This is a genomic window from Actinomadura citrea (assembly GCF_013409045.1).
GTDB lineage: Bacteria > Actinomycetota > Actinomycetes > Streptosporangiales > Streptosporangiaceae > Spirillospora > Spirillospora citrea.
Map to the genome: position 1 here is coordinate 1575658 of NZ_JACCBT010000001.1, position 19651 is coordinate 1595308.

The window sequence follows — 19651 nt, forward strand, 5'->3', positions numbered from 1 at the left end:
TATGTACTACCCGGTCGCGCCGGGTGGACCATCTCCGCGCAGGCACCTCCGGACACCGGTGGCGATCTCCAGATCCTCGCGGGCCGTCACCACGAGCGCACGGACGGCGGCGCCGGCGGCGGTGACGTCGGTGTCGCCGTCCGCGGCGGCGTTGCGGTCCGGGTCGACGGAGGTCCCGAGGTAGGCGAGGTCCTCGGCCAGCCGCAGGCGGACCGCCGCGTCGTGCTCGCCGATCCCGCCGGTGAAGACGAGGACGTCGAGCCCGCCGAGCGAGGCCGTCATCGCGGCGGCGCAGGCGCGCAGGCGATGGTGGTAGACGTCCAGGGCGGCGAGGGCGGTCGCGTCGTGCCGGGCCGCCCGCTCGCGGACCCGGCGCATGTCGCCGGTGCCGGTCAGGCCGCGCAGCCCGGAGTCGCGTTCGAGCGCGTCGCCCACCTCCGCGGGGGCGAGGCCGTGTTCGATCAGCCAGAGCGGGATGCCGGGGTCGACGCTGCCCGCCCGCGACGCCATGACCAGCCCTTCGAGGGGCGTGAACCCCATGGTGGTGTCGACCGACCTGCCCTCGGCCACGGCGCACAGGGACGCGCCGGCGCCGAGGTGGCACACCACCATCCGCAGCGCGGCCGGGTCGGCGCCGATCATCTCGCTGGCGCGCCGCACGGCGTAGGAGAACGACAGGCCGTGGAAGCCGTAGCGGCGCAGGCCGAACCGCTCGCACCACTCCCGGGGCAGCGCGTAGGTCGCGGCGGCGGCCGGGAGGGCGGCGTGGAAGGCGGTGTCGAAGCACGCCACGGCCGGGACGTCCGGCAGGACGCCGGTGATCTCGGCCAGGGCGTGCAGGGAGGCGGGCTGGTGCAGCGGCGCGAGGTCGGCGAGCGCGCGGAGCCGCGCGGTGACCTTCTCGTCGACGCGCACCGGCGCGGTGAAGTCGGTGCCGCCGTGGACGAACCGGACGCCGACGGCGTCCGGCCGGGGCAGGTCCGCGACCAGCCCGGCCATCTCGTGGCCACCGGCGGACTCCTCGGCGAGGACCGTGTCGTCGGCGTCGAGCAGGCTCACCTTCAGGCTGCTCGACCCGGGGTTGACCGTCAGGACCCGCATCAGTAGGGCCACGTCCAGTCGCGGACCTCGGGGGCGTCCTCGCCGTGCTCGCGCGTGTAGGAGCGCAGGAAGAGGCGCTGGTCGGCCATCCGCTGCCGGAGGTGGGCGACGCGGGCGCCGAGGGAGGGGACGCGGTCGACGACGTCCATGACGAGGTGGAACCGGTCGAGGTCGTTCAGCATGACCATGTCGAACGGCGTGGTCGTCGTCCCCTCCTCCTTGTAGCCGCGGACGTGCAGGTTGCCGTGTCCCGCGCGCCGGTAGGTGAGGCGGTGGATGAGGTACGGGTAGCCGTGGAAGGCGAAGATGACGGGCTTGTCGGTGGTGAACAGGGTGTCGTACTCGCGGTCCGACAGGCCGTGGGGGTGCTCGCCGGACGGCTGGAGCCGCATCAGGTCGACGACGTTGACGACGCGGACGCGCAGTTCGGGGAACAGTTGCCGGAGCAGGTCGACGGCCGCGAGCGTCTCCAGCGTCGGGATGTCGCCCGCGCAGGCGAGCACCACGTCGGGGTCGGCGCCGCCGTCGGTGGAGGCCCACTCCCAGACGCCGATGCCGCGGGTGCAGTGCGCGATCGCGGCGTCCATCGGCAGCCAGTTCAGCGCGGGCTGCTTCCCGGCCACGATCACGTTGACGTAGTCGCGGGAGCGCAGGCAGTGGTCGCCGACCGACAGCAGCGTGTTCGCGTCCGGCGGCAGGTACACGCGGACGATCTCCGGCTTCTTGTTCAGCACGACGTCGAGGAAGCCGGGGTCCTGGTGGGTGAAGCCGTTGTGGTCCTGCCGCCACACGTGCGACGACAGCAGGTAGTTCAGCGACGCGATCGCCCGCCGCCACGGCAGGCCGCGGGTGACCTTCAGCCACTTCGCGTGCTGGTTGAACATGGCGTCGACGATGTGCACGAACGCCTCGTAGCTGTTGAACAGCCCGTGCCGCCCGGTGAGCAGGTAGCCCTCCAGCCAGCCCTGGCACAGGTGCTCGCTCAGCACCTCCATCACCTGGCCGGACCGGGCCTGGTGCTCGTCGGTCGGCAGCAGCTCGCCCTGGAAGACGCGGTCGGTGACCTGGAAGACGTCCCCGAGCCGGTTGGACGCCGTCTCGTCCGCGCCCATGATCCGGAAGTTGGACGGGTTGGCGCGCACGACGTCGCGCAGGAACGTCCCGAGCCTCCGGGTGGGCTCGGTCGTGGTGGTGCCGGGCTTGTCGACCTCCACGGCGTAGTCCCGGAAGTCGGGCAGCGCCAGCGGCTTCAGCAGCAGCCCGCCGTTGGCGTGCGGGTTCGCGCTCATCCGCCGGTCGCCCGCCGGCGCGAGCGCCCGGAGCCCGGCCACCGGCCGGCCCGCCTCGTCGAACAGCTCCTCCGGGCGGTAGGAGCGCAGCCACTCCTGCAGTTGCGCGCGGTGCCCGGCGTCCTCGCGCACTCCGGCGAGCGGCACCTGGTGGGACCGCCAGGTGTTCTCGACCGGCAGCCCGTCCACCTCCTTCGGGCCCGTCCAGCCCTTGGGGGACCGCAGGACGATCATGGGCCAGCGGCGCCGCTGCGACGCCTGCCCCTCGCGTGCGCCGCGCTGGATGTCGGCGATCTCGTCGAGGGCCTGGTCGAGGGCGGCGGCCATCTTGCGGTGCATGGAGGCGGGCTCGTCCCCGCTCACCAGGAACGGCCGGTAGCCGTACCCGTCCAGGAGCTGGACCAGCTCCTCCTCGGGGATGCGGGCCAGCACCGTCGGGTTCGCGATCTTGTAGCCGTTGAGGTGCAGGACGGGCAGGACGGCGCCGTCCCGCACCGGGTCGAGGAACTTGGTGGAATGCCAGCTCGCCGCGAGGGGGCCCGTCTCGGCCTCGCCGTCCCCGACGATGCACGCGACCACGAGGCCGGGGTTGTCGAAGGCCGCCCCGAACGCGTGGGCGAGGGAGTAGCCCAGCTCGCCGCCCTCGTGGATGGAGCCGGGCGTCTCCGGCGCGACGTGGCTCGGGATGCCGCCGGGGAAGGAGAACTGCCGGAACAGCCGCCGCATGCCCGCCTCGTCCTGCGACACCTCCGGATACACCTCGCTGTAGGTGCCTTCGAGCCAGGCGTTCGCGACCGCCGCGGGACCGCCGTGCCCCGGGCCCATGACGTAGATCATGTCGAGGTCGCGCGCCCTGATCACGCGGTTGAGGTGGGCATAGCAGAAGTTCAGGCCCGGTGTGGTGCCCCAGTGCCCGAGCAGCCGCGGCTTGAGGTCCCGCCGTTCGAGCGGCTCGCGGAGCAGCGGGTTGTCCAGGAGGTAGATCTGCCCCACGGACAGGTAGTTGGCGGCTCTCCAGTACGCGTTGATCTGCTGTACTTCGTCATCGCTCAGGGTGCCCGACTGGGTCATGCGCGTCCTCCCGGGTGTTCTCGACCGCCCTGAGGACATCCCGTCCCCACGGACGGGGTTCTCAACCGTCACCGAGAGCCCATCAGCCCTGGGCCCGCGGGCCTAGGGGCGAACGTCCCGGGAAGGCCGCGGCGACAACGAGGCCACGGCGCTCGGCCGTGACCTCGTCCCCCACCTCGGTGTGACCGTCGCCGGTTACAGGGGCGGTATGCCGGGCGCGACGGCGCGCGGCCTCCGCCCCGCCCCCCAGCGAACCGGCGGGGGCGTCACCTCCGGGTGCTGGAAGCCTGCCGCCTACCCGGGCGTAGGTTCGCGGTTCCGGGAGCGCGGTCGACGAGCGGCGGGCAATCTGCGGCCAGTGGTCGACCATGAGCGACGGTTGGATGACAAAGCGCGACATTAGGCACGACGACCGGGACGGCGGGCGGGCGGAAGGGGCCGCGGAGGTCTGAGATGCTACGCAGATCTGCACAGGTAAGAGGCAAGGAGGCGGAATGGGCGGGTTCTTCACCGGACGGACGCTGACCGGCATCGGGCGCGACCTGCGCGCGGGCCGGGAGTCGGCGCGGGGCCTGGTCGCGCGGGTCCTGGAGTCGGTCGACAAGGACCTGAACGCCTTCGTGACCCTGGACGCCGAGGGCGCCGAGACCGCCGCCCGGTGGGCCGACGAGGAGCTGGCGTCCGGTGTCGACCGTGGCCCGCTGCACGGCGTCCCGGTCGCGGTGAAGGACATCGTCGACGTCGCCGGGCTGCCCACCGGCATGGGGTCCGGCCACTTCGCCGGGTACGTCGCCGAGGCCGACGCGGCCTGCGTGACGATGCTGAGGGACGCGGGCGCCGTGATCGTCGGCAAGACCGGGACGCAGGAGTTCGCGTTCGGCGGCAGCGGCGACGTGTCGGTGAACGGGGCGGTCCGCAACCCCCGCGACCGGGAGCGGATGTCCGGCGGGTCCAGCAGCGGCAGCGCCGTCGCGGTCGCCGCGGGCATGGTCCCGCTCGCCATCGGCACCGACACGGGCGGATCGGTGCGCATCCCGTCCGCGTTCTGCGGGATCGCCGGGTTCAAGCCGCCGCACGGCGTCATCCCGACCGACGGAGTGTTCCCCCTGTCGCGTTCGCTCGACCACGTGGGCGTCCTCGCCGCCACCGCGGAGGACTGCCGCCTCGCCTATGACGCGCTGACCGGGCCGGCGGAGGCCGTCCCCTCCCTCCTGGACGGCTCGTCCGGCGGCGGCGACCGGGCCGGGGCCACGCCGTACGGGCGCGTCGCCTGGATCGAGCCGCCGGCGTGCGACCCCGAGGTGGAGCGGCGCGTCCGCGCCCTGTTCCCGGACGCGCCGTCCGAGCGGATCGACTTCGCCGGGCTCCGGCAGGTGTTCCTGGCGATCGAGTACAGCGAGGCGTACGACGTGCACGCCGAGCGGGTCGCCGAGGCGCCCGGCCGGTACCAGCCGGCGACCCTCGCCCGCCTGGAGGGCGCGGGCCGGATGCCGGGCTGGCGGCTCGTCCGGGCGCTGCGCGAGCGGGACCGGTACGCCGAGGAGATCGCCGTGCTGCTGGACCGCTACGACCTGCTGGCCATGCCCACCATGCCGATCCCCGCGCCGCGGATCGGCGCGACCGAGGTCGGGCTCGGCCCGCTCACCGCGCTCCTGGTCAGCCTCACCTCGCCGTGGAACGTGCTGGGACTGCCCGCCCTGTCCGTTCCCGCCGGAACCGTCCCGGCGGACGGCGGCGGCGGCGAGCTGCCGGTCGGGGCGCAACTCGTCACCCGCCGCGGCGCGGAGAGCCTCCTGTTCACCGCCGCCGAGCATCTCGCCCGCTGACCGGTCTCCGCCCGGCTAGAGGTAGAGGCCGAAGAACTCCTCGGGGTGGTCCAGGAGCGGGGGAAGGTCGTCGGCGGTCAGCGTGACCAGTTCCTCCCTGGTGGGGGGCGCCTGGTCGCCGCGCTTGTCCTTGCCCGCGCCCTTCCTGACCGCCGGGTCGCTCGTGAGGGCGACGGCGGCGGAGGCGACGCGGTCGGCCTGGTTCGCGACGGCCACGTCCAGCATGTTGCGCATCAGGCGGCCGTTGCCGAAGGACGGGCCGCGGGGCGCGCGGCGCAGCATCGAGCGCAGGACGTCCTCGGTGCCGGGGGCCAGCTCGAAGCCGTCGGCGGCGGCGAGCTGGCCGAACACTGTGATCAGCTCGTCGTCGGCGTAGTCGGGGAAGTGGATCTGCTTGGGGAACCGGGAGTCCAGGCCGGGGTTGGCGGCGAGGAACTCGGCCATCTCCTGCTGATAGCCGGCGACGACCACGACGAGGTCGTCGCGGTGGTCCTCCATCAGCTTGACCAGCTCGGCGATCGCCTCGTGCCCGTAGTCGCCCTTCAGCGGCGACTGCGTCAGCGTGTACGCCTCGTCGATGAACAGGACGCCGCCGACCGCGCGCTCCACCAGGCGGCGGGTGCGGGGCGCGGTCTGCCCGATGTACTCGCCGACGAGGTGGGCGCGGGACGCCTCCACCAGGTGCCCGGACGACAGGACGCCGAGCCGCTTGTAGATGCGGCCGAGCAGCCGGGCCACCATCGTCTTGCCGGTGCCCGGGTTGCCGGTGAACACCATGTGCCGGGTCGGCGGGGTGATCCGCAGGCCCGACTCGCTGCGCAGCCGCGCCGCGTGCGTGCCCGCGACGAGCAGCGCGATCTCGTGCTTGACGGTCTCCAGGCCGGTGAGCTCGCGCAGCTCGGCCAGCGGGTTCCCGGCGGCCTGCGCGGTGTCGAGCGCGGCCGGGACGTCCTGCTTGCGGACGACCAGCCCGCCGCCCTCCGCGTCGGCGTCGAGCCGGGCCCGCGCGGCGGCGACGACCTGGTCGGCGAGATGCGGCGCGAGGCGCGCGTTGCGGAGCGTCTGCGTCGGCGGGGTCGCGGCCAGCAGCGCGCCCGCCGCCTCGATCGCCGGGCGGGTGCCGCGGGCGCCGCGGGCGTCCAGCGCGCGGCGGAACAGCTCGGCGTGGCCCGCCGCCGTGAACGGCCGGGTGCGGGCGATCCGGAACCGCTGCGGCAGGACGGGGTTGATCTCGCGGATCCGCTCCTCGCCGCCGGCGTCGCACAGCGCCACCAGGTTCAGGTCGGGGTGGACGGCGAGGAGCCGGTGCAGCTCGGCGGCCAGGGCCTCGCCGTTGCCGGGGTCGGCGACGATCCCGTCCAGGCCCTCGATGATCAGCAGCCGGTCGCCGGCGCAGTCGCGGGCGTCGGCGTGCAGCTTGGCGACGGCGTCCGACAGGCGCTGCCCGGCGTACAGGTTGTCGGTGACCCAGTGCGGATCGCGGCCGAGCGCCAGTGCCTTGCCGAGCTCCTGCGCCGCGTCGCGCTTGCCGGTGCCGTCCGGCCCGCTGATCAGCAGCCGGACGGACGCGCTGCCGCGGGTCAGCTCGGCCAGCGCCGCGGTCACCTCCGGCTGCTCGACCAGCGAGGTGGCGATCTCCGGCCGGCCGGCCGCGGTCGTCGCGGACCCGGCGGCGGCGGGCACGCTCTTCAACGTCTCGGTGAGCGGGTTCACGACGCGGCGGCGCGGTGCGTAGAGGCGGCGCAGGTCGGTCTGGAACTGGCCGACCGGGATCCACTCCGCCTTCGGGAACCACGGGTCGCCCGGCAGTCCCTGCACGATCGCGATGAACCGCATCGCCATGTCGAGCCAGCCGCGGCACGCGTCGGCGGCGCCCGCGACGAGTGCCCGGACGAGCCAGGCCCGCGTCCGCTCCTGCCAGGCGCCCGCCTTGAACCCGCGGCGCTCCGCGGTGAACCGCTGGAGCAGCTCGCCGTACCGGTCCTCGCCGAGCGCGACCGCGAGTTCGGCCGGGACCTGCTCCATGCTGCCCTGGAGCAGCAGCTGGACCAGGTGGACCTCGACCGTCTCCTCGCGCGGCGCCGCCTCCATCAGGTGCTCGTAGGACGCGAGCAGGCCCGCGCAGACCCACTCCAGGTAGCCGACCGGGCCGAGCAGCTCGGGGACCGCCGCGACGATGTCGTCTCCGGCGTGCGCGTGCCAGTGCTCCCGCAGTTCCGTCTTGGGCAGGTTCACGTCGCAGACCGGCGGGTCGTCGTAGAGGCGCAGCAGCGCCTTGCGGCGCTCCTCCATCGGCTCGATGCCCTCCAGCACGGACAGGCAGTCGCGGGCCAGCTCGATCGCCAGCGCCCGGTCGGGCGCCTCGATGAGCCAGTCCACCGGGGGCCGCCACCGCCCGCCCGGCGCGTCCCAGCGGGTCATCCGGGTGCTGAGCGGCCCGGGGTTGACCAGGTGCCGGTGCAGCAGCCGCTCGGGGAGCTGCGACCACGAGCCCGCCTTGATCGCGCCGCCGCCCGGCAGGAACGCCAGCATGCCGAAGATCTCCGCGGTGACGAGCGACGCGGGCAGCGTCAGCAGCTTGTGCTCGTCGGTGGTCAGCTCCACGGCCCGCGGGTCGGCCGCGAGCCCGTCGATCCGCGCCGAGATCTCCTCGAACAGCCCGTCCGGGACGCGCCACGGGCCGTGCGAGTAGACGTCGAGCACCGGCTCGTCGGTGAGCAGTAGCTCAAGATGCTCCGGCAGCCGCAACGAACACTCCCCAAGAACGTCCAAAACAGGGGTACAGCTTATGTTTTCCGAGCGAGTGCTGGGGCGCCCGAGTCCCCCTCGACGGCCGCGCCGCACACTCAGGGGCGGCGGAGGGACTCCACGGCGATCCGGGCGGCGGAGCCGATGACCGCGTCGGCCTCGGGGAGGACGGCCACGGGCAGCATCGACCTGGTGAAGACCGCCACCGCGTAGCGGGCGCCGTCGGGGTACTCGACCGCGCCCACCTCGTTCCGCAGGGTCGGCAGGGTGCCGGTCTTGCCGCTGACGACGACGTCGTCGTAGGGGAACCCGGACGACAGGCGGTGCGGCCAGACCTGGAGGCCGAACAGGCGGCGCATCGCCGCCGACCCGGCGGGCGGGGCGGCCTCGTCCCGCCAGATCATCGACAGCAGCCGGGTCATGTCGCGCGGCGTGCTGCGGCTCGTGCGGAGCGGGTCGAGGGCGCGCAGCCGGCCCTGGAGGCCCGGCTCGTCCAGCCGCGCCCAGACCTCGGCGACGCTGTCCGCCCCGGCGTCGGCGAGCAGGGACTCGTGCAGGTCGCGGCCGTTGCCCTCGATGACGGTGTGGCGGAGCCCGAGGTCGGCGGCCGTCGCGTTGACCGCGTCCAGGCCGACCCGGTCCATGACGACGTCGGCCGCGGCGTTGTCGCTGACGGTGATCATCAGGCAGGTGAGGTCGCGCAGCGACATGCGGACCTCGTCCAGCAGCGCCGACACCCCGGTCGGCCCGGCGGTGCGGTCGTCCGGGCGCAGCGTGACCTGCTCGGCCGGGTCCAGCACGCCCGCGGCGGCCTGCCGGTGGAACGCGACGAGCAGCGGCACCTTGAACACCGACGCGAGCACCACCGGCTCGTCGGCGCCGACCGCGACGTCCCGGCCGGTGTCGATGTCCACGACGTGCAGGAACCCGGTCACGCCCGCGGACCGGAACGCCGCCTCGATCCGCTCCGCCGCACCCGCCCTCCTGACGGGCACCTCGCTCATGCCAGGAACCCGGAGGACGGGCGCGGGACGACCCGGCGGGCGGGGGCCCGGTCGAGCGGGGTCATGCCGGCCTCGCCGCGCAGCACCGCGGTCGCGACGGCGGTGAAGTCGGCGATGGCGCGGGCGTGCTCGGGGTCGCGGGCCCGCCGCCAGGCGCACGACGTCCGCCAGGCGAGCGGCTCGCCCGCCAGCGGCCGCCACACCGCCCCGGCGGTGTCGTCGGTGCGCGGGACGAGCGCCACGGCCGTCCCCGCGAGGACGAGCCCCAGCGCGAACCCCGGATGCCGCGCCTCGTGGACGGCCGCGGGCGCGTACCCGTGCCGGCGGCAGGCCGCGAGCACCTCGTCGTGGGCGCCGGGCGCCTCCGCGCGAGGCGGGACGACGACGTCGCGGGTGCCGAGGTCGGCCAGATGCACCTCCGGGGACCCGGCGCCCGGCTGCGCGGCGCGGTCGCCGCCCGGCAGCAGCACGCCGAGCGGCTGCGCCAGCATCGGGCCGAGTTCCAGCCCGCGGGCGTCACACGGGTGCCGCACCACCCCGGCGTCCAGCGCGCCCTCGGCGAGCGCGCGGATCTGCTGGTCGGTGCCCGTCTCGCGCAGGTCGAGCCGCAGGTCCGGGCGGCGCTCCCGGAACGCGGCGATCAGCGCGGCGACGACCCGGCCGCCGAGGTCGCTCGGCAGGCCGGCGCGCACCGTCCCGACCTCGCCCAGCCGGGCCCGCTCGGCGACGGAGTAGATGCGGTCCACGCGGGTGAGGATGTCACGCGCCTCCTCCAGCAGCAGGCCGCCCGGGGCGGTGAGCCGCACCCGCCGGCTGCTCCGGTCGAACAACCGCACGCCGAGCTCCTTCTCCAGCCGCTGGATACGCTGGCTCAGCGGCGGCTGCGCCATGCCGAGACGCTCGGCCGCGTGGCCGAAGTGGAGTTCTTCGGCGACGACGACGAAGCACCGCAGATGCCCGACGAGGTCCACGACCAGCGATGATACCAAAACGGATATTCATCTGGACCGATATCAATCTTGGACTTTTCGGGCGGTGCCTGGTGTCCTTGTGCCCCCATCGGTCATCCGCGCTTTCGGCGGATCGCCCGGCCGGTGGGCCGACAGGGGGAGAAGGAGTTCGACGATGCACCGATCCCGTGTGCTCGCCGTCGCCGCGGTCGTGGTGGCGGTCGTGATCGTGGGGGCGGGGGCGGTGTGGTTCCTGCGCGACGGTGACGATCCCGGGGACGCCGCGAAGCGCTACCTCGCGGCCTGGAGCGGCGGCGACCTCGCCGCGATGAAGACGCTGACCGACGCTCCGCCCGCCGACTTCGAGACGCGGTTCAAGCAGATGCGGGACGACCTCGGCGTCGTCGGGCAGCGCTACACGGTGGCCTCCGTGGGGCGTCCCAAAGGCGACGAGGTCGGTGGGGCCTACAGCGCCGAGGTGACGCTGGCAGGTGACCGGATGTGGAAGTACAACGGGTCGCTTCCGATGGTCAGGAAGGACGGTGACTGGCTCGTCCGCTGGTCGCCGCAGGTCATGTACCCCGAGCTCAAGGAGGGGCAGCGGCTCCGCGCGTCGCGCGCCTGGCCGGACCGCGCCGCCGTCCTCGCGGCGGACGGCAGCGACCTCGCGTCCTCCCCGTCCGGATCCGCCCGGCAGCTCGCCGGACAGGTCGGCCCGGTGTCCGCCGAGGCGGCGGGCAAGCTCGGCGCCCCGTACCGCAAGGGCGATCCGGCCGGCGCGGACGGCCTCCAGCAGCAGTACGAGCGCCGTCTCTCCGGCAAGCCCGCGCTCGCCGTGCAGATCGTGGACGCCGAGGGCGTCCCGGTGAAGACGCTCCAGCGGTTCGGCGGCGCCGAGGGCAAGCCGGTGAAGACGACCATCGACCCGAAGACGCAGGCCGCCGCCGGGCAGGCGGTCGCCGGGGCGAGCAAGCCGGCGTCCATGGTGGCGCTGCGTCCTTCCACCGGCGAGATCCTCGCCGTGGCGAACCAGCCCGGCGGTTACAACCGCGCGCTGATGGGCCGGTACCCGCCCGGCTCGACGTTCAAGGTCGTCACGGCCGCAGCGCTCGTCGCGGGCGGGATGTCCCCGGCGACGAAGGTCGCCTGCCCGGCGACCACCGCGGTCGACGGCCGGTCGTTCCACAACTACCAGCACGAGGACTTCGGGACGGTCCCGCTCCGCGAGGCGTTCGCGCACTCCTGCAACACCACGTTCGCGCGCCTCGCCGTGGACAAGCTCGGCGAGAAGCGGCTCGCCCAGGTCGCCTCCCAGTTCGGGTTCAACGCCCCGATCATCGCGGGGCTGCCCGCCGTCCGCGCCGCGTTCCCCGCCAACAAGGACGACACCGCCTTCGCCGCCGCGTCCTTCGGGCAGGGCCAGGTGCTGACCAGCCCGCTTAACATGGCGAGCGTCGCCGCCGCCGCGGCCGACGGCACCTGGCGCTCGCCCCGCCTGGTCGAGGCGTCCCTCGCCGGGCAGGCCGCCGACGCCGGAGGCCGCAAGCCCGAGCCGCCGAAGCGGCTGGAGTCCGCCGTCGAGAACGCCCTGCACGCCCTCATGCCGGCCGTCGTCAGCGAGGGCACCGCGTCCGGCGTCGACTTCCCGTCCGGCACGGCGGGCAAGACCGGCACCGCCGAGTTCGGCGAGGGCGACGACCCGCCGACCCACGCCTGGTTCATCGGCTACCGCAAGGACGTCGCCTTCGCCGTGATCGTCGAGGGCGGCGGCACCGGCGCCGAGGCCGCCGCCCCCATCGCCGCGAAGTTCCTCAGGGCGCTCTGAGCCCCGGCGCCCGCCCTGACGCGCGTCGCCCCTGGTACCGGACGTCCGGTACCAGGGGCGGTCGTCACGCCGCGGTCGCTCAGCGGAGCGCACCGGCGAGGACGCGGGCGGTCTGGGCGACGGCCTTGTCGTCGGCCTCGTCGTCGGCGCCGAACCGGTTCGTGGTGATCACGATGACCAGCGGGGCGCCGGACGGCGGCCAGGCGATCGCGATGTCGTTGGCGGTGCCGTAGACGCCGCCGGTGCCGGTCTTGTCGCCGACCGTCCAGTTCCCGGGGAGCCCGGCGCGGATGCGCTTGTCCCCGGTGATGGTCGCCTTCATCCAGTCGACGAGCTGCCTGCGGTCGGCCGGGACGAGCGCGCCGCCCGCGGTGAGGGCCCGCAGGTCGCCCGCCCACGGGCGCGGCGCGGTGGTGTCGCGCAGCTCGCCCGGCTTCCAGTCGTTGAGGGCGGTCTCCCAGCGGTCGCTGCGGCTCACCCCGTCGCCGAGCGAGCGGAAGAAGGCGGTGAGGCCGGCGGGCCCGCCGATCTGCTTCAGCACCAGGTTCCCGGCGGTGTTGTCGCTCCGGGTGATGGCGGCGTGGCACAGGGCGGCGACGGTCATGCCGGTGTCCACGTGCTTCTCGGTGACGGGGGAGAAGTCGACCAGGTCGTCCTTCGTGTAGTGGATCACCCTGTCGAGCAGGCCGGGGTCGGAGCGCCGGGCCTTGCGCAGCACGGCACCGCACGCCATCGCCTTGAACGTGGAGGCGAACGCGAAGCGCTCGTCCGGCCTGTGGGAGACAGTGCGCCCGGTTCCGGTGTCGATCGCGAAGGCGCCGATGCGCGCGTGGTGGGTCGCTTCGAGGCGGCCGATCTGCTTGGTGACCTTCGCCTGCGCGGGATCGACGGCGATCGCGGACGTGGCTCCGCGCGGCGCCGCGCTCCGCACGTCCGGGTCCGCGCCGGAACCGCAGCCGGCCAGGCCGGCGACCGTCGTCAGGGCGAGAGCGGCGGCGCCGAGCCGCCGGTCGCGTGTGCTGTGGGTCGTCATGCGGGAGAGCAGACCAGAGCCGGGAAGGTCATGTCCAATATTGATATGACGTGAGATTCGATATGCGAACGCATATGGCAGCGCCCCGACCTCGCCGGACGCCGCGATCAGAGCCAGTCGCGGATCTTGAAGATCACGTAGAGGGAGAGGCTGCAGACGACGACGATGACCGTGCTGGCGACGAAGCCGGAGTGCTGGGAGAACCCGGGATAGGGGACGTTCTGCCCGTAGAACCCGGTGACGGCGGTCGGCACCGCGATGATCGCCGCCCAGCTGGTGACCTTCTTCATCACCTCGTTCATCCGGTTGCCCTGCAGCGCCAGCCGCGTCTCCAGCAGGTCGGCGACGAGGTCGCGCAGGCCGTCGATCGATTCCGCGACGCGCAGGGTGTGGTCGTAGACGTCCTGGAAGTAGGGGACGAGCGGCGCCGGGACGAACTTCAGGTCGCGGCGCAGCAGCGTGTTGAGCACCTCCCGCATCGGCAGCGCGACCCGCCGCAGCGCGGCCAGGTTCTTGCGCAGCCGGTAGCTGCGCCGCTGGATCTCCTTGACCGGGAACACGGTGTCGAAGACGAGGTCCTCGACCGTGTCGGCCTCGTCGTCGAGCGCCTGGACGGCCGTCAGCTGCAGGTCGACGACCAGGTCGAGCAGCCCGTAGAGCAGGAACGCGGCGGTCGGCTCGGCGAGCCCGGCGTCCGGGGTCTGGTCCCAGCGCCGGATCAGCGCGTCGACGTCGAACCCGCAGTCCTGCCGGACCGTGACGAGGGCGCGCTCGCTGACGAAGGCCGACACCTCGTGCATCGCCAGCTCGCCGTCGGTCACCACCGGGACGTAGACGTTGAGGAACGCGTACCCCTGGTAGCGGTCGAGCTTCGCCCGCTCGTGCCGGGACACCGCGTCCTCGACGGCGACGGGATCGAGGCCGAGCTCGTCGCCGACCACGTGCAGGTCCTCGCGCCGCGGCGCGCACAGGTCGAGCCAGACGACGACGTCCGGGCGCTCCAGGTAGTCGCTCAGCCGCGCGACGGGGAAGCCCTCCGCCTCGATCGCGCCGCCGTGCCAGGCCCGCGTCCGCGGGGGCGCCGAGCCGATCCGGTTGCCCGGATCCTCGTCGGCATCGGTCTCGGACGGATGAGATCCCATGCGCGCCTTATACCCCGGCTTTCCCAGGACATGAGGGGGCGGGGCGAGCCGGGCCGTCCGGGCCGGTCAGCGGGCGCGCGGCGGCGCCGTCGAGCCGCGGACGACGAGCTCGCCCGGCAGGACGCGGGGGGCCGGGCTGCGGCCGTCGAGGAGGTCGAGGAGCGCCGCCATGCCCTGCGCGCCCAGTTCCTCGGCCGGCAGCCGGACGGTCGTCAGTTCGGGTTCCAGCGCCGTCGCCAGCAGCACGTCGTCGAAACCGGTGACCGACACGTCGGACGGGACGTCCAGGCCCAGCGCGCGGGCCGCCTTGTACGCACCCGCCGCGATCAGGTCGTCGTCGCAGACCAGCGCGGTCGGCGGCTCCGGGGCGGCGAGCAGCCGGGTCGCGGCGTCCTTGGCCGAGGCGACGTCGATCGCGCAGCCGGCCCGGGTCAGGACGCCTCCCGGCAGGTCCGCCACGACCTCGGCGAGGGCGTCCGCGCGGGCGTGGAACGTCCACTGGTCCGGGGCGGCGGCCACGTGCCCGATCCGGCGGTGGCCGAGGCCCGCGAGGTGCGCCGCGATCGCCCGCATCCCGTCGGCCACACCGAAGTCGACCGTGGGGACGGGGGCGCCGGGCCGTCCGGCCGGACCGCTGTCCAGCATCACGACGGGCGTCTCGCCGAACCCGCCGAGCGCCTCCGCGGCCATCGAGGACGCGAGGACGCCGTCGATCGCCTCGTCCGGCGCCGCGAACGGGCCGTCGGCGGGGCCCGCCGCGTCGTCCGGCCAGGTCGAGACCACGACGCCGAAGCCGTGCCGGGCCGCGACCCGCGCGGCGCCCGTGTAGACGGGGCCGAAGAACGGCGCGGTCAGGGTCGGCACCATCAGCAGCACGGTCCGGCTCGTCCCGAGCCGCAGGTTCCGGGCGGCCTGGTTGGGCCGGTAGCCGAGCCGCGCGGCGGCGCTCCGCACGCTGCGCGCGGTCGCGGGGGAGACGCGCCCGCTCCACTTGCCGCCCAGCACGAGCGAGACCGTGGACTGCGAGACCCCGGCCTCCTGAGCCACGTCCTTGCTGGTGGGACGGCTGATCGCCGGCACCTGCGCCTCCCTGGGCGGATCGGTGGAACGAATTCAGACTAGAACGGAAGGGCCCGGAAGTGGTACGTATGACGGAGGTAATACGTATGACTGACAACTGAGACAGGATCCCGGGGGCCATCGATGCGCGGCTATGTCGTCTTCCTGCGGAGGCCGTACGCGGGACGGTTGCTCGGCGGCACCCTCCTCGGCCGGCTGCCCAACGGGATGGGGATGCTCGCCGTCGTCCTGCACGTCCGCGCCGACGACGGCGGCTACCCCCTCGCCGGGACCCTCGCCGCGATCCTCGGGCTGTCGACCGCCGCCGGGCAGCCCGTCCTCGGCCGCGCCATGGACCGGTTCGGCCAGCCGCGCGTCCTGCTGCCCGCCGCCTGCGCCTCCGCGGCCGGATTCGCCCTGCTCGCCGCCGTCGGGGCGGCCCCGCTTCCGGTGGCGGTCGCCGCCGTCTCCGCCGCCGGGTTCGCCACCCCGCCGCTCGAAGCCGGGCTGCGCGCCCTGTGGCCCGACGTCCTGGACGGTCCGGAGCAGGTCGACGCCGCCTACGCGCTCGACGCCGCCGCCCAGGAACTGCTGTTCACCGTCGGGCCGCTGCTCGTCGTCGCCGCGGCCGTCGTGAACACCGAGACCGCGCTGCTGATCACCGGCGCCCTCGGCATCGCCGGGACGCTCGTCGTCGCGCTGTCCGGGCCGTCGCGCAGGTGGCGGGGCGAGCCGCGCGCCTCGGACTGGGCCGGGCCGCTGCGGTCGCCCGGCCTGCGGGTCCTGCTGCTGTCGCTCGCCTGCGCCGGGATCGCGCTCGGCGTCTACTCCGTCGCCGTCGTCGCCTACGCCGAGAACCTGGGCCGCGACCTGGCCTCCGGGCTGCTGCTCGCGTGCATGGCGGGCGGCGCCCTCGCCGGCGGGATCGCCTACGGCGCCCGCCCGTGGGCGGGCGCCGCGCACCGGCGGCTGCCCTGGCTGCTGGCCGCGCTCGCCGCCGGGTACATCCCGCTCGTCCTCGCGCCGGGCCTGCCCGTCATGTCGGTGCTCGCGTTCGTCTCCGGCGTCTTCCTCGCGCCCGTGCTGGCGTGCAGCTTCACGCTGGTCGACCGGCTCGCCCCGGCCGGGACCGTGACCGAGGCGTTCGCGTGGATCGTCGCGGCGATCGGCGCGGGCAGCTCCGTCGGCTCGTTCGTCTCGGGCGTCGGGCAGGACGCCGCGGGCGTGCCCGGCGCGTTCGCGGGCGCCGGGGTCGGGGGCGTCCTCGCCCTGGCCCTGTGCCTGCTCGGCGCGCGGACGCTGAGCCCCGCCGCGGGCCCGGCCGTCACAGCGGACGCCGCCGCCCGGCTGTGACGGTCCGGGCCGCGCGTCAGACCCAGCGGGAGAACCACATCCGCGCCTGCCAGTCGTCGTAGGGGATCGTCTGCGCGGACAGGATCGGATGGAAGTACGCGAAGTTGGCCAGCACCACCAGCAGGAAGGCCCCCGCCGCGGCGGCGCCGATCAGCCGCCGGACCCCGGCCGCCTGGACGGGCGCCGGCGGCGCGTGCGCCCCGTGCCCGTCATACGGCGCGTGCTCGTCATACGACTTGCCCACGTCATACGACTTGCCCTCGTCATAAGGCGTGTGCTCGTGCTCGTCGTGCGGCGCGTGCTCGTCGTACGGGGTGAGAGCCGGTCCCGCGTCGGCAGGCGCTTCCCACGGCAGGCCGGGAGGTTCTTCGGAGGAGGCCCGCCGGGGAGCGGTGGGCCCCGCGTCGTAGCCGCTCTCTCCGGGGCGCGCCGCGTGCGCGCCCGCCACCGAGGCGGGCGCGGGTCCTATCAGGTAGCCCAGCACCAGGACGACCGCCAGCACCATGAACGGGATCAGCGGCGTCGCGTAGAACAGGAACATCGTGCGGTCGGCGAACGCCGACGGGAACCAGGTCAGCCACCCCGCGAGGAAGCCGAGCAGGATCGCCCCCGCCCGCCAGTCCCGCAGGATCAGCCAGATGAACGCGACCACGACCAGCGCGACCAGCGCCCCCCACCACAGCGCGGGCGTGCCGATCCCGAGGATCTCGCGCGAGCAGCGGGTCGCGCCGCCGCACGCGCCCTTCGGCTCGGTGTAGAAGAACGCGACCGGACGGCGCAGGATCGGCCAGTCCCACGGCCACGACTGGTAGGGGTGCTTGGCGTCCAGACCGGTGTGGAAGCCGAGCATCTCCGAGTGGTAGTGCCACAGCTTCGGCATCGCCTCGAACGGCCGCCACAGCGGGTTGCCGGAGACCTCGCCGCGCCCCCAGCCGCCCGGCCTGAAGATCCAGCCCCACCAGGTCGCCAGGTAGGCGACCAGCCCCGCCACGACGATCTGCACGAACGCCGGGACGGCCTCCAGCAGCATCGTCCCCTGCAACGGGGCCCGGACCCCGGCGGCGCGGCGGGCGCCGTAGTCCCACAGGACGGTCATGAGCCCGAACGCGGCGACGTAGAAGATCCCCGTCCACTTGGTGGCGCAGGCGAGGCCGAGGCAGACGCCCGCCCCCCACCGCCAGCCGTGCGCGAGGAACGGCCCGTACACCGAGGTCCGGCCGTCCTCGATCCGCTCGGCGAGCACCCGGCGGGACCGGTCCCGGTCGTTCACCAGGCAGGCGAACCCGGTGAGGACCCAGAACATCACGAAGACGTCCAGCAGCGCGGCCCGGCTGGTCACGAACGCCAGGCCGTCCAGCGCCAGCAGCAGCCCGGCGGCGCAGCCGAGCAGCGTCGAGCCGGTCATCCGGCGGGCGACGCGGCACAGGATCAGCACCGACAGCGTCCCGACCAGGGCGGGCACGAACCGCCATCCGAACGGTGTCGCGCCGAACATCCACTCGCCGATCGCGATCATCCACTTGCCGAAGGGCGGATGCGCGACGAACGCGGGCCCGCTGCCCCAGATCTGGGCGTCCGGGTCGGCGATGAGCATCTTGTCGGCGTTCTCGACGGTGTTGTGCTCCCAGCCGAACTTCAGCAGGGCGAGCGCGTCCTTGGCGTAGTAGGTCTCGTCGAACACCACGGCGTTCGGCGTCCCCAGCCGGTCGAAACGCAGGTACGCGGCGAGCGCGGTGACCAGCAGCGGGCCCAGCCAGGACAGCAGCGGGCTGCCGGGGATCGCCGGCGTGAGCCATTCCCGCAGCGGAGGGGGCCTGCGCCGGGACGCCATGGCCGGGACCGGAGCCAGATCCGTCGTCGACATCCTGCGAGTTTATTTGCACTTCCCTCCTCCTTCAGGACCTTGGTGCCTTCCCTGGGACAATGAGCCGCGTGACGGGACGACCGGGATGGGGGCCGTGATGGAGGCGGAGACGGGAACGCTGCGGCTCGCGGCGGCGCCGATCGGGAGGCCCGAGGACGCCTCGGCCCGGTTGCGGGCGGCGCTCGCGGAGGCGCCGGTCATCGCGGCCGAGGACACGCGGCGGCTGCGGCGGCTGGCGGGCGACCTCGGCGTCGAACTGGCCGCGCGCGTCGTGTCCTACAACGACCTGAACGAGCGGCAGCGGGCCGCGGGCCTGGTGGAGGACCTGCTCGCCGGACGGGACGTGCTGGTCGTCACCGACGCCGGGATGCCGGGCGTGTCGGACCCCGGCTACCGGCTGGTGCGCGCCGCCGTCGCCGAGGGCGTCCCGGTCACGGTGCTGCCCGGTCCGTCCGCCGTCACGACCGCGCTGGCGGTGTCGGGGCTGCCCACCGACCGGTTCTGCTTCGAGGGGTTCCCGCCGCGCAAGCCGGGCGAGCGGGCCCGCCGGCTGGAGTCGCTCGCGGCCGAGCCCCGCACGATGGTGTTCTTCGAGTCGCCCCGCCGGCTGCCCGTCACCCTCGCGGCGATGGCGGAGGCGTTCGGCGCGGACCGTCCCGCCGCGGTGTGCCGCGAGCTGACCAAGACCTACGAGGAGGTCCGCCGGGGGACGCTCGGCGACCTCGCCGCGTGGGCGAAGGACGGCGTCCTCGGCGAGATCACGGTGGTGGTCGGCGGCGCGCCCGAGCCGCGGGGGCTGACGGACCCGGCGGAGCTGGCGGCGGCGGTCGCCGCGCGGGAGGCCGCCGGGACGCCGCGCAAGCAGGCCATCGCCGAGGTCGCCCGGGAGAACGGCGCCCAGAAGCGCCTCGTGTACGACGCCGTGGTCAAGGCCAGGACCTAGTCACCGCCCTCAATGCGGTCAAAACGCGTTCCAACTGGGCATAAATGATCCGGTGGCCTCCGGCCGCGGCATCCGACGGAGCAGACCAGGGGCGCCGAATTCACGCGCGGAAGACGGTCTGTGAGGGGGCGAGTGCCGTGCATGAGGCATGGACGAGCCGCGAAGTCTGGGTCTTCGAGTGTCTGAGCTGCGCAGCGTCCTGGGATGAGGAGTTCCAGGTCCGGCACTCCGGTGACGGGCACGGCAACGAGGCGGTCATCTACCGGTGCCATGGCCAGCCCTGCACGACGCCCTGGATGGACCGGTCCTGCCCGTCCTGCGGCAGCCAGAACGTCAAGGCGCTGTCGGCGAGGGACGGCGGGCATGACGAGGTGCCGATGGCCCGCAGCGGCAGCGACGTGGCGATGGTCTTCCACCTCCGCCGCATGCACGCCTGGTAGCCG

Annotated in this window: 14 protein-coding genes; 5 read left to right on the forward strand and 9 right to left on the reverse strand. The window is 74.1% G+C overall.

Annotated features, from left to right (window positions below; all coding sequences use genetic code 11):
* Positions 1 to 6: 6 nt before the first annotated feature.
* Together BJ999_RS07705 and BJ999_RS07710 are read right to left on the reverse strand one after the other, a co-directional pair.
* Entirely contained in the window at positions 7 to 1101 is a 1095-nt protein-coding gene (locus tag BJ999_RS07705; protein WP_179838396.1) for an acetate/propionate family kinase, read from the reverse strand.
* Positions 1101 to 3461 carry a phosphoketolase family protein gene (locus BJ999_RS07710; RefSeq protein ID WP_179832639.1) on the reverse strand — a complete coding sequence of 787 codons (2361 nt, stop codon included), beginning with the start codon at positions 3459 to 3461 and terminating at the stop codon, positions 1101 to 1103. Before BJ999_RS07710 ends, BJ999_RS07705 begins: the two co-directional genes overlap by 1 nt.
* Before the next feature lie 494 nt (positions 3462 to 3955).
* Here BJ999_RS07710 and BJ999_RS07715 point away from each other — a divergent pair, with 494 nt between their 5' ends.
* Positions 3956 to 5287, forward strand: a complete 1332-nt coding sequence (locus BJ999_RS07715; protein WP_179832640.1) for an amidase — start codon at positions 3956 to 3958, stop codon at positions 5285 to 5287.
* A 15-nt stretch (positions 5288 to 5302) separates the two neighbouring features.
* Here the strand turns inward: BJ999_RS07715 and BJ999_RS07720 are convergent, their stop codons facing one another.
* The 3 genes from BJ999_RS07720 to BJ999_RS07730 all read right to left on the reverse strand — a co-directional run bounded on the left by BJ999_RS07720 (position 5303) and on the right by BJ999_RS07730 (position 10010).
* A complete protein-coding gene (locus BJ999_RS07720; RefSeq protein ID WP_179832641.1) occupies positions 5303 to 8035 on the reverse strand; it encodes an AAA family ATPase in 2733 nt (910 codons plus the stop codon).
* Between the two features lie 98 nt (positions 8036 to 8133).
* On the reverse strand, positions 8134 to 9039 hold the full coding sequence (locus tag BJ999_RS07725; RefSeq protein WP_179832642.1) for a serine hydrolase: 906 nt from the start codon (positions 9037 to 9039) through the stop codon (positions 8134 to 8136).
* Positions 9036 to 10010 (reverse strand): LysR family transcriptional regulator, encoded by a 975-nt coding sequence (locus tag BJ999_RS07730; protein ID WP_179832643.1) that lies wholly within the window; start codon positions 10008 to 10010, stop codon positions 9036 to 9038. The genes BJ999_RS07725 and BJ999_RS07730 overlap by 4 nt, the downstream gene beginning before the upstream one ends.
* Before the next feature lie 154 nt (positions 10011 to 10164).
* Here BJ999_RS07730 and BJ999_RS07735 point away from each other — a divergent pair, with 154 nt between their 5' ends.
* Positions 10165 to 11814, forward strand: coding sequence for a penicillin-binding transpeptidase domain-containing protein (locus BJ999_RS07735; protein ID WP_179832644.1), 1650 nt, complete (start codon positions 10165 to 10167; stop codon positions 11812 to 11814).
* Between the two features lie 79 nt (positions 11815 to 11893).
* On the opposite strand, the gene bla is transcribed toward BJ999_RS07735, so the two are convergent.
* From bla to BJ999_RS07750, 3 genes are all read right to left on the reverse strand, one after another.
* Positions 11894 to 12847 carry a class A beta-lactamase gene (gene bla, locus BJ999_RS07740; protein WP_179832645.1) on the reverse strand — a complete coding sequence of 318 codons (954 nt, stop codon included), beginning with the start codon at positions 12845 to 12847 and terminating at the stop codon, positions 11894 to 11896.
* Between the two features lie 107 nt (positions 12848 to 12954).
* Positions 12955 to 13989, reverse strand: coding sequence for a magnesium transporter CorA family protein (locus BJ999_RS07745; protein WP_179832646.1), 1035 nt, complete (start codon positions 13987 to 13989; stop codon positions 12955 to 12957).
* Between the two features lie 66 nt (positions 13990 to 14055).
* Positions 14056 to 15069 carry a LacI family DNA-binding transcriptional regulator gene (locus BJ999_RS07750; RefSeq protein WP_179832647.1) on the reverse strand — a complete coding sequence of 338 codons (1014 nt, stop codon included), beginning with the start codon at positions 15067 to 15069 and terminating at the stop codon, positions 14056 to 14058.
* Between the two features lie 123 nt (positions 15070 to 15192).
* Between BJ999_RS07750 and BJ999_RS07755 the strand changes: the two genes are divergently transcribed.
* The gene (locus tag BJ999_RS07755) at positions 15193 to 16401 is read left to right on the forward strand and encodes an MFS transporter (RefSeq protein ID WP_179832648.1); all 1209 of its coding nucleotides are present in this window, start codon (positions 15193 to 15195) and stop codon (positions 16399 to 16401) included.
* 16 nt (positions 16402 to 16417) lie between these two features.
* On the opposite strand, the gene BJ999_RS07760 is transcribed toward BJ999_RS07755, so the two are convergent.
* Complete coding sequence (locus BJ999_RS07760) at positions 16418 to 18265, reverse strand: dolichyl-phosphate-mannose--protein mannosyltransferase (RefSeq protein ID WP_229810271.1); 1848 nt, start codon at positions 18263 to 18265, stop codon at positions 16418 to 16420.
* 97 nt (positions 18266 to 18362) lie between these two features.
* Between BJ999_RS07760 and rsmI the strand changes: the two genes are divergently transcribed.
* Together rsmI and BJ999_RS07770 are read left to right on the forward strand one after the other, a co-directional pair.
* On the forward strand, positions 18363 to 19208 hold the full coding sequence (gene rsmI, locus BJ999_RS07765) for a 16S rRNA (cytidine(1402)-2'-O)-methyltransferase (protein WP_179832649.1): 846 nt from the start codon (positions 18363 to 18365) through the stop codon (positions 19206 to 19208).
* 137 nt (positions 19209 to 19345) lie between these two features.
* A complete protein-coding gene (locus tag BJ999_RS07770) occupies positions 19346 to 19648 on the forward strand; it encodes a hypothetical protein (protein WP_179832650.1) in 303 nt (100 codons plus the stop codon).
* The last annotated feature ends 3 nt before the right edge of the window (positions 19649 to 19651 follow it).

Excerpts from the sequence above, each read along its gene's own strand:
- BJ999_RS07705 (WP_179838396.1), bottom strand. The coding sequence starts at position 1,101 with ATGCGGGTCCTGACGGTCAACCCCGGGTCGAGCAGCCTGAAGGTGAGC.
- BJ999_RS07710 (WP_179832639.1), bottom strand. The coding sequence starts at position 3,461 with ATGACCCAGTCGGGCACCCTGAGCGATGACGAAGTACAGCAGATCAAC.
- BJ999_RS07715 (WP_179832640.1), top strand. The coding sequence starts at position 3,956 with ATGGGCGGGTTCTTCACCGGACGGACGCTGACCGGCATCGGGCGCGAC.
- BJ999_RS07725 (WP_179832642.1), bottom strand. The coding sequence starts at position 9,039 with ATGAGCGAGGTGCCCGTCAGGAGGGCGGGTGCGGCGGAGCGGATCGAG.
- BJ999_RS07735 (WP_179832644.1), top strand. The coding sequence starts at position 10,165 with ATGCACCGATCCCGTGTGCTCGCCGTCGCCGCGGTCGTGGTGGCGGTC.
- bla (WP_179832645.1), bottom strand. The coding sequence starts at position 12,847 with ATGACGACCCACAGCACACGCGACCGGCGGCTCGGCGCCGCCGCTCTC.
- BJ999_RS07745 (WP_179832646.1), bottom strand. The coding sequence starts at position 13,989 with ATGGGATCTCATCCGTCCGAGACCGATGCCGACGAGGATCCGGGCAAC.
- BJ999_RS07755 (WP_179832648.1), top strand. The coding sequence starts at position 15,193 with ATGCGCGGCTATGTCGTCTTCCTGCGGAGGCCGTACGCGGGACGGTTG.
- BJ999_RS07760 (WP_229810271.1), bottom strand. The coding sequence starts at position 18,265 with ATGTCGACGACGGATCTGGCTCCGGTCCCGGCCATGGCGTCCCGGCGC.
- rsmI (WP_179832649.1), top strand. The coding sequence starts at position 18,363 with ATGGAGGCGGAGACGGGAACGCTGCGGCTCGCGGCGGCGCCGATCGGG.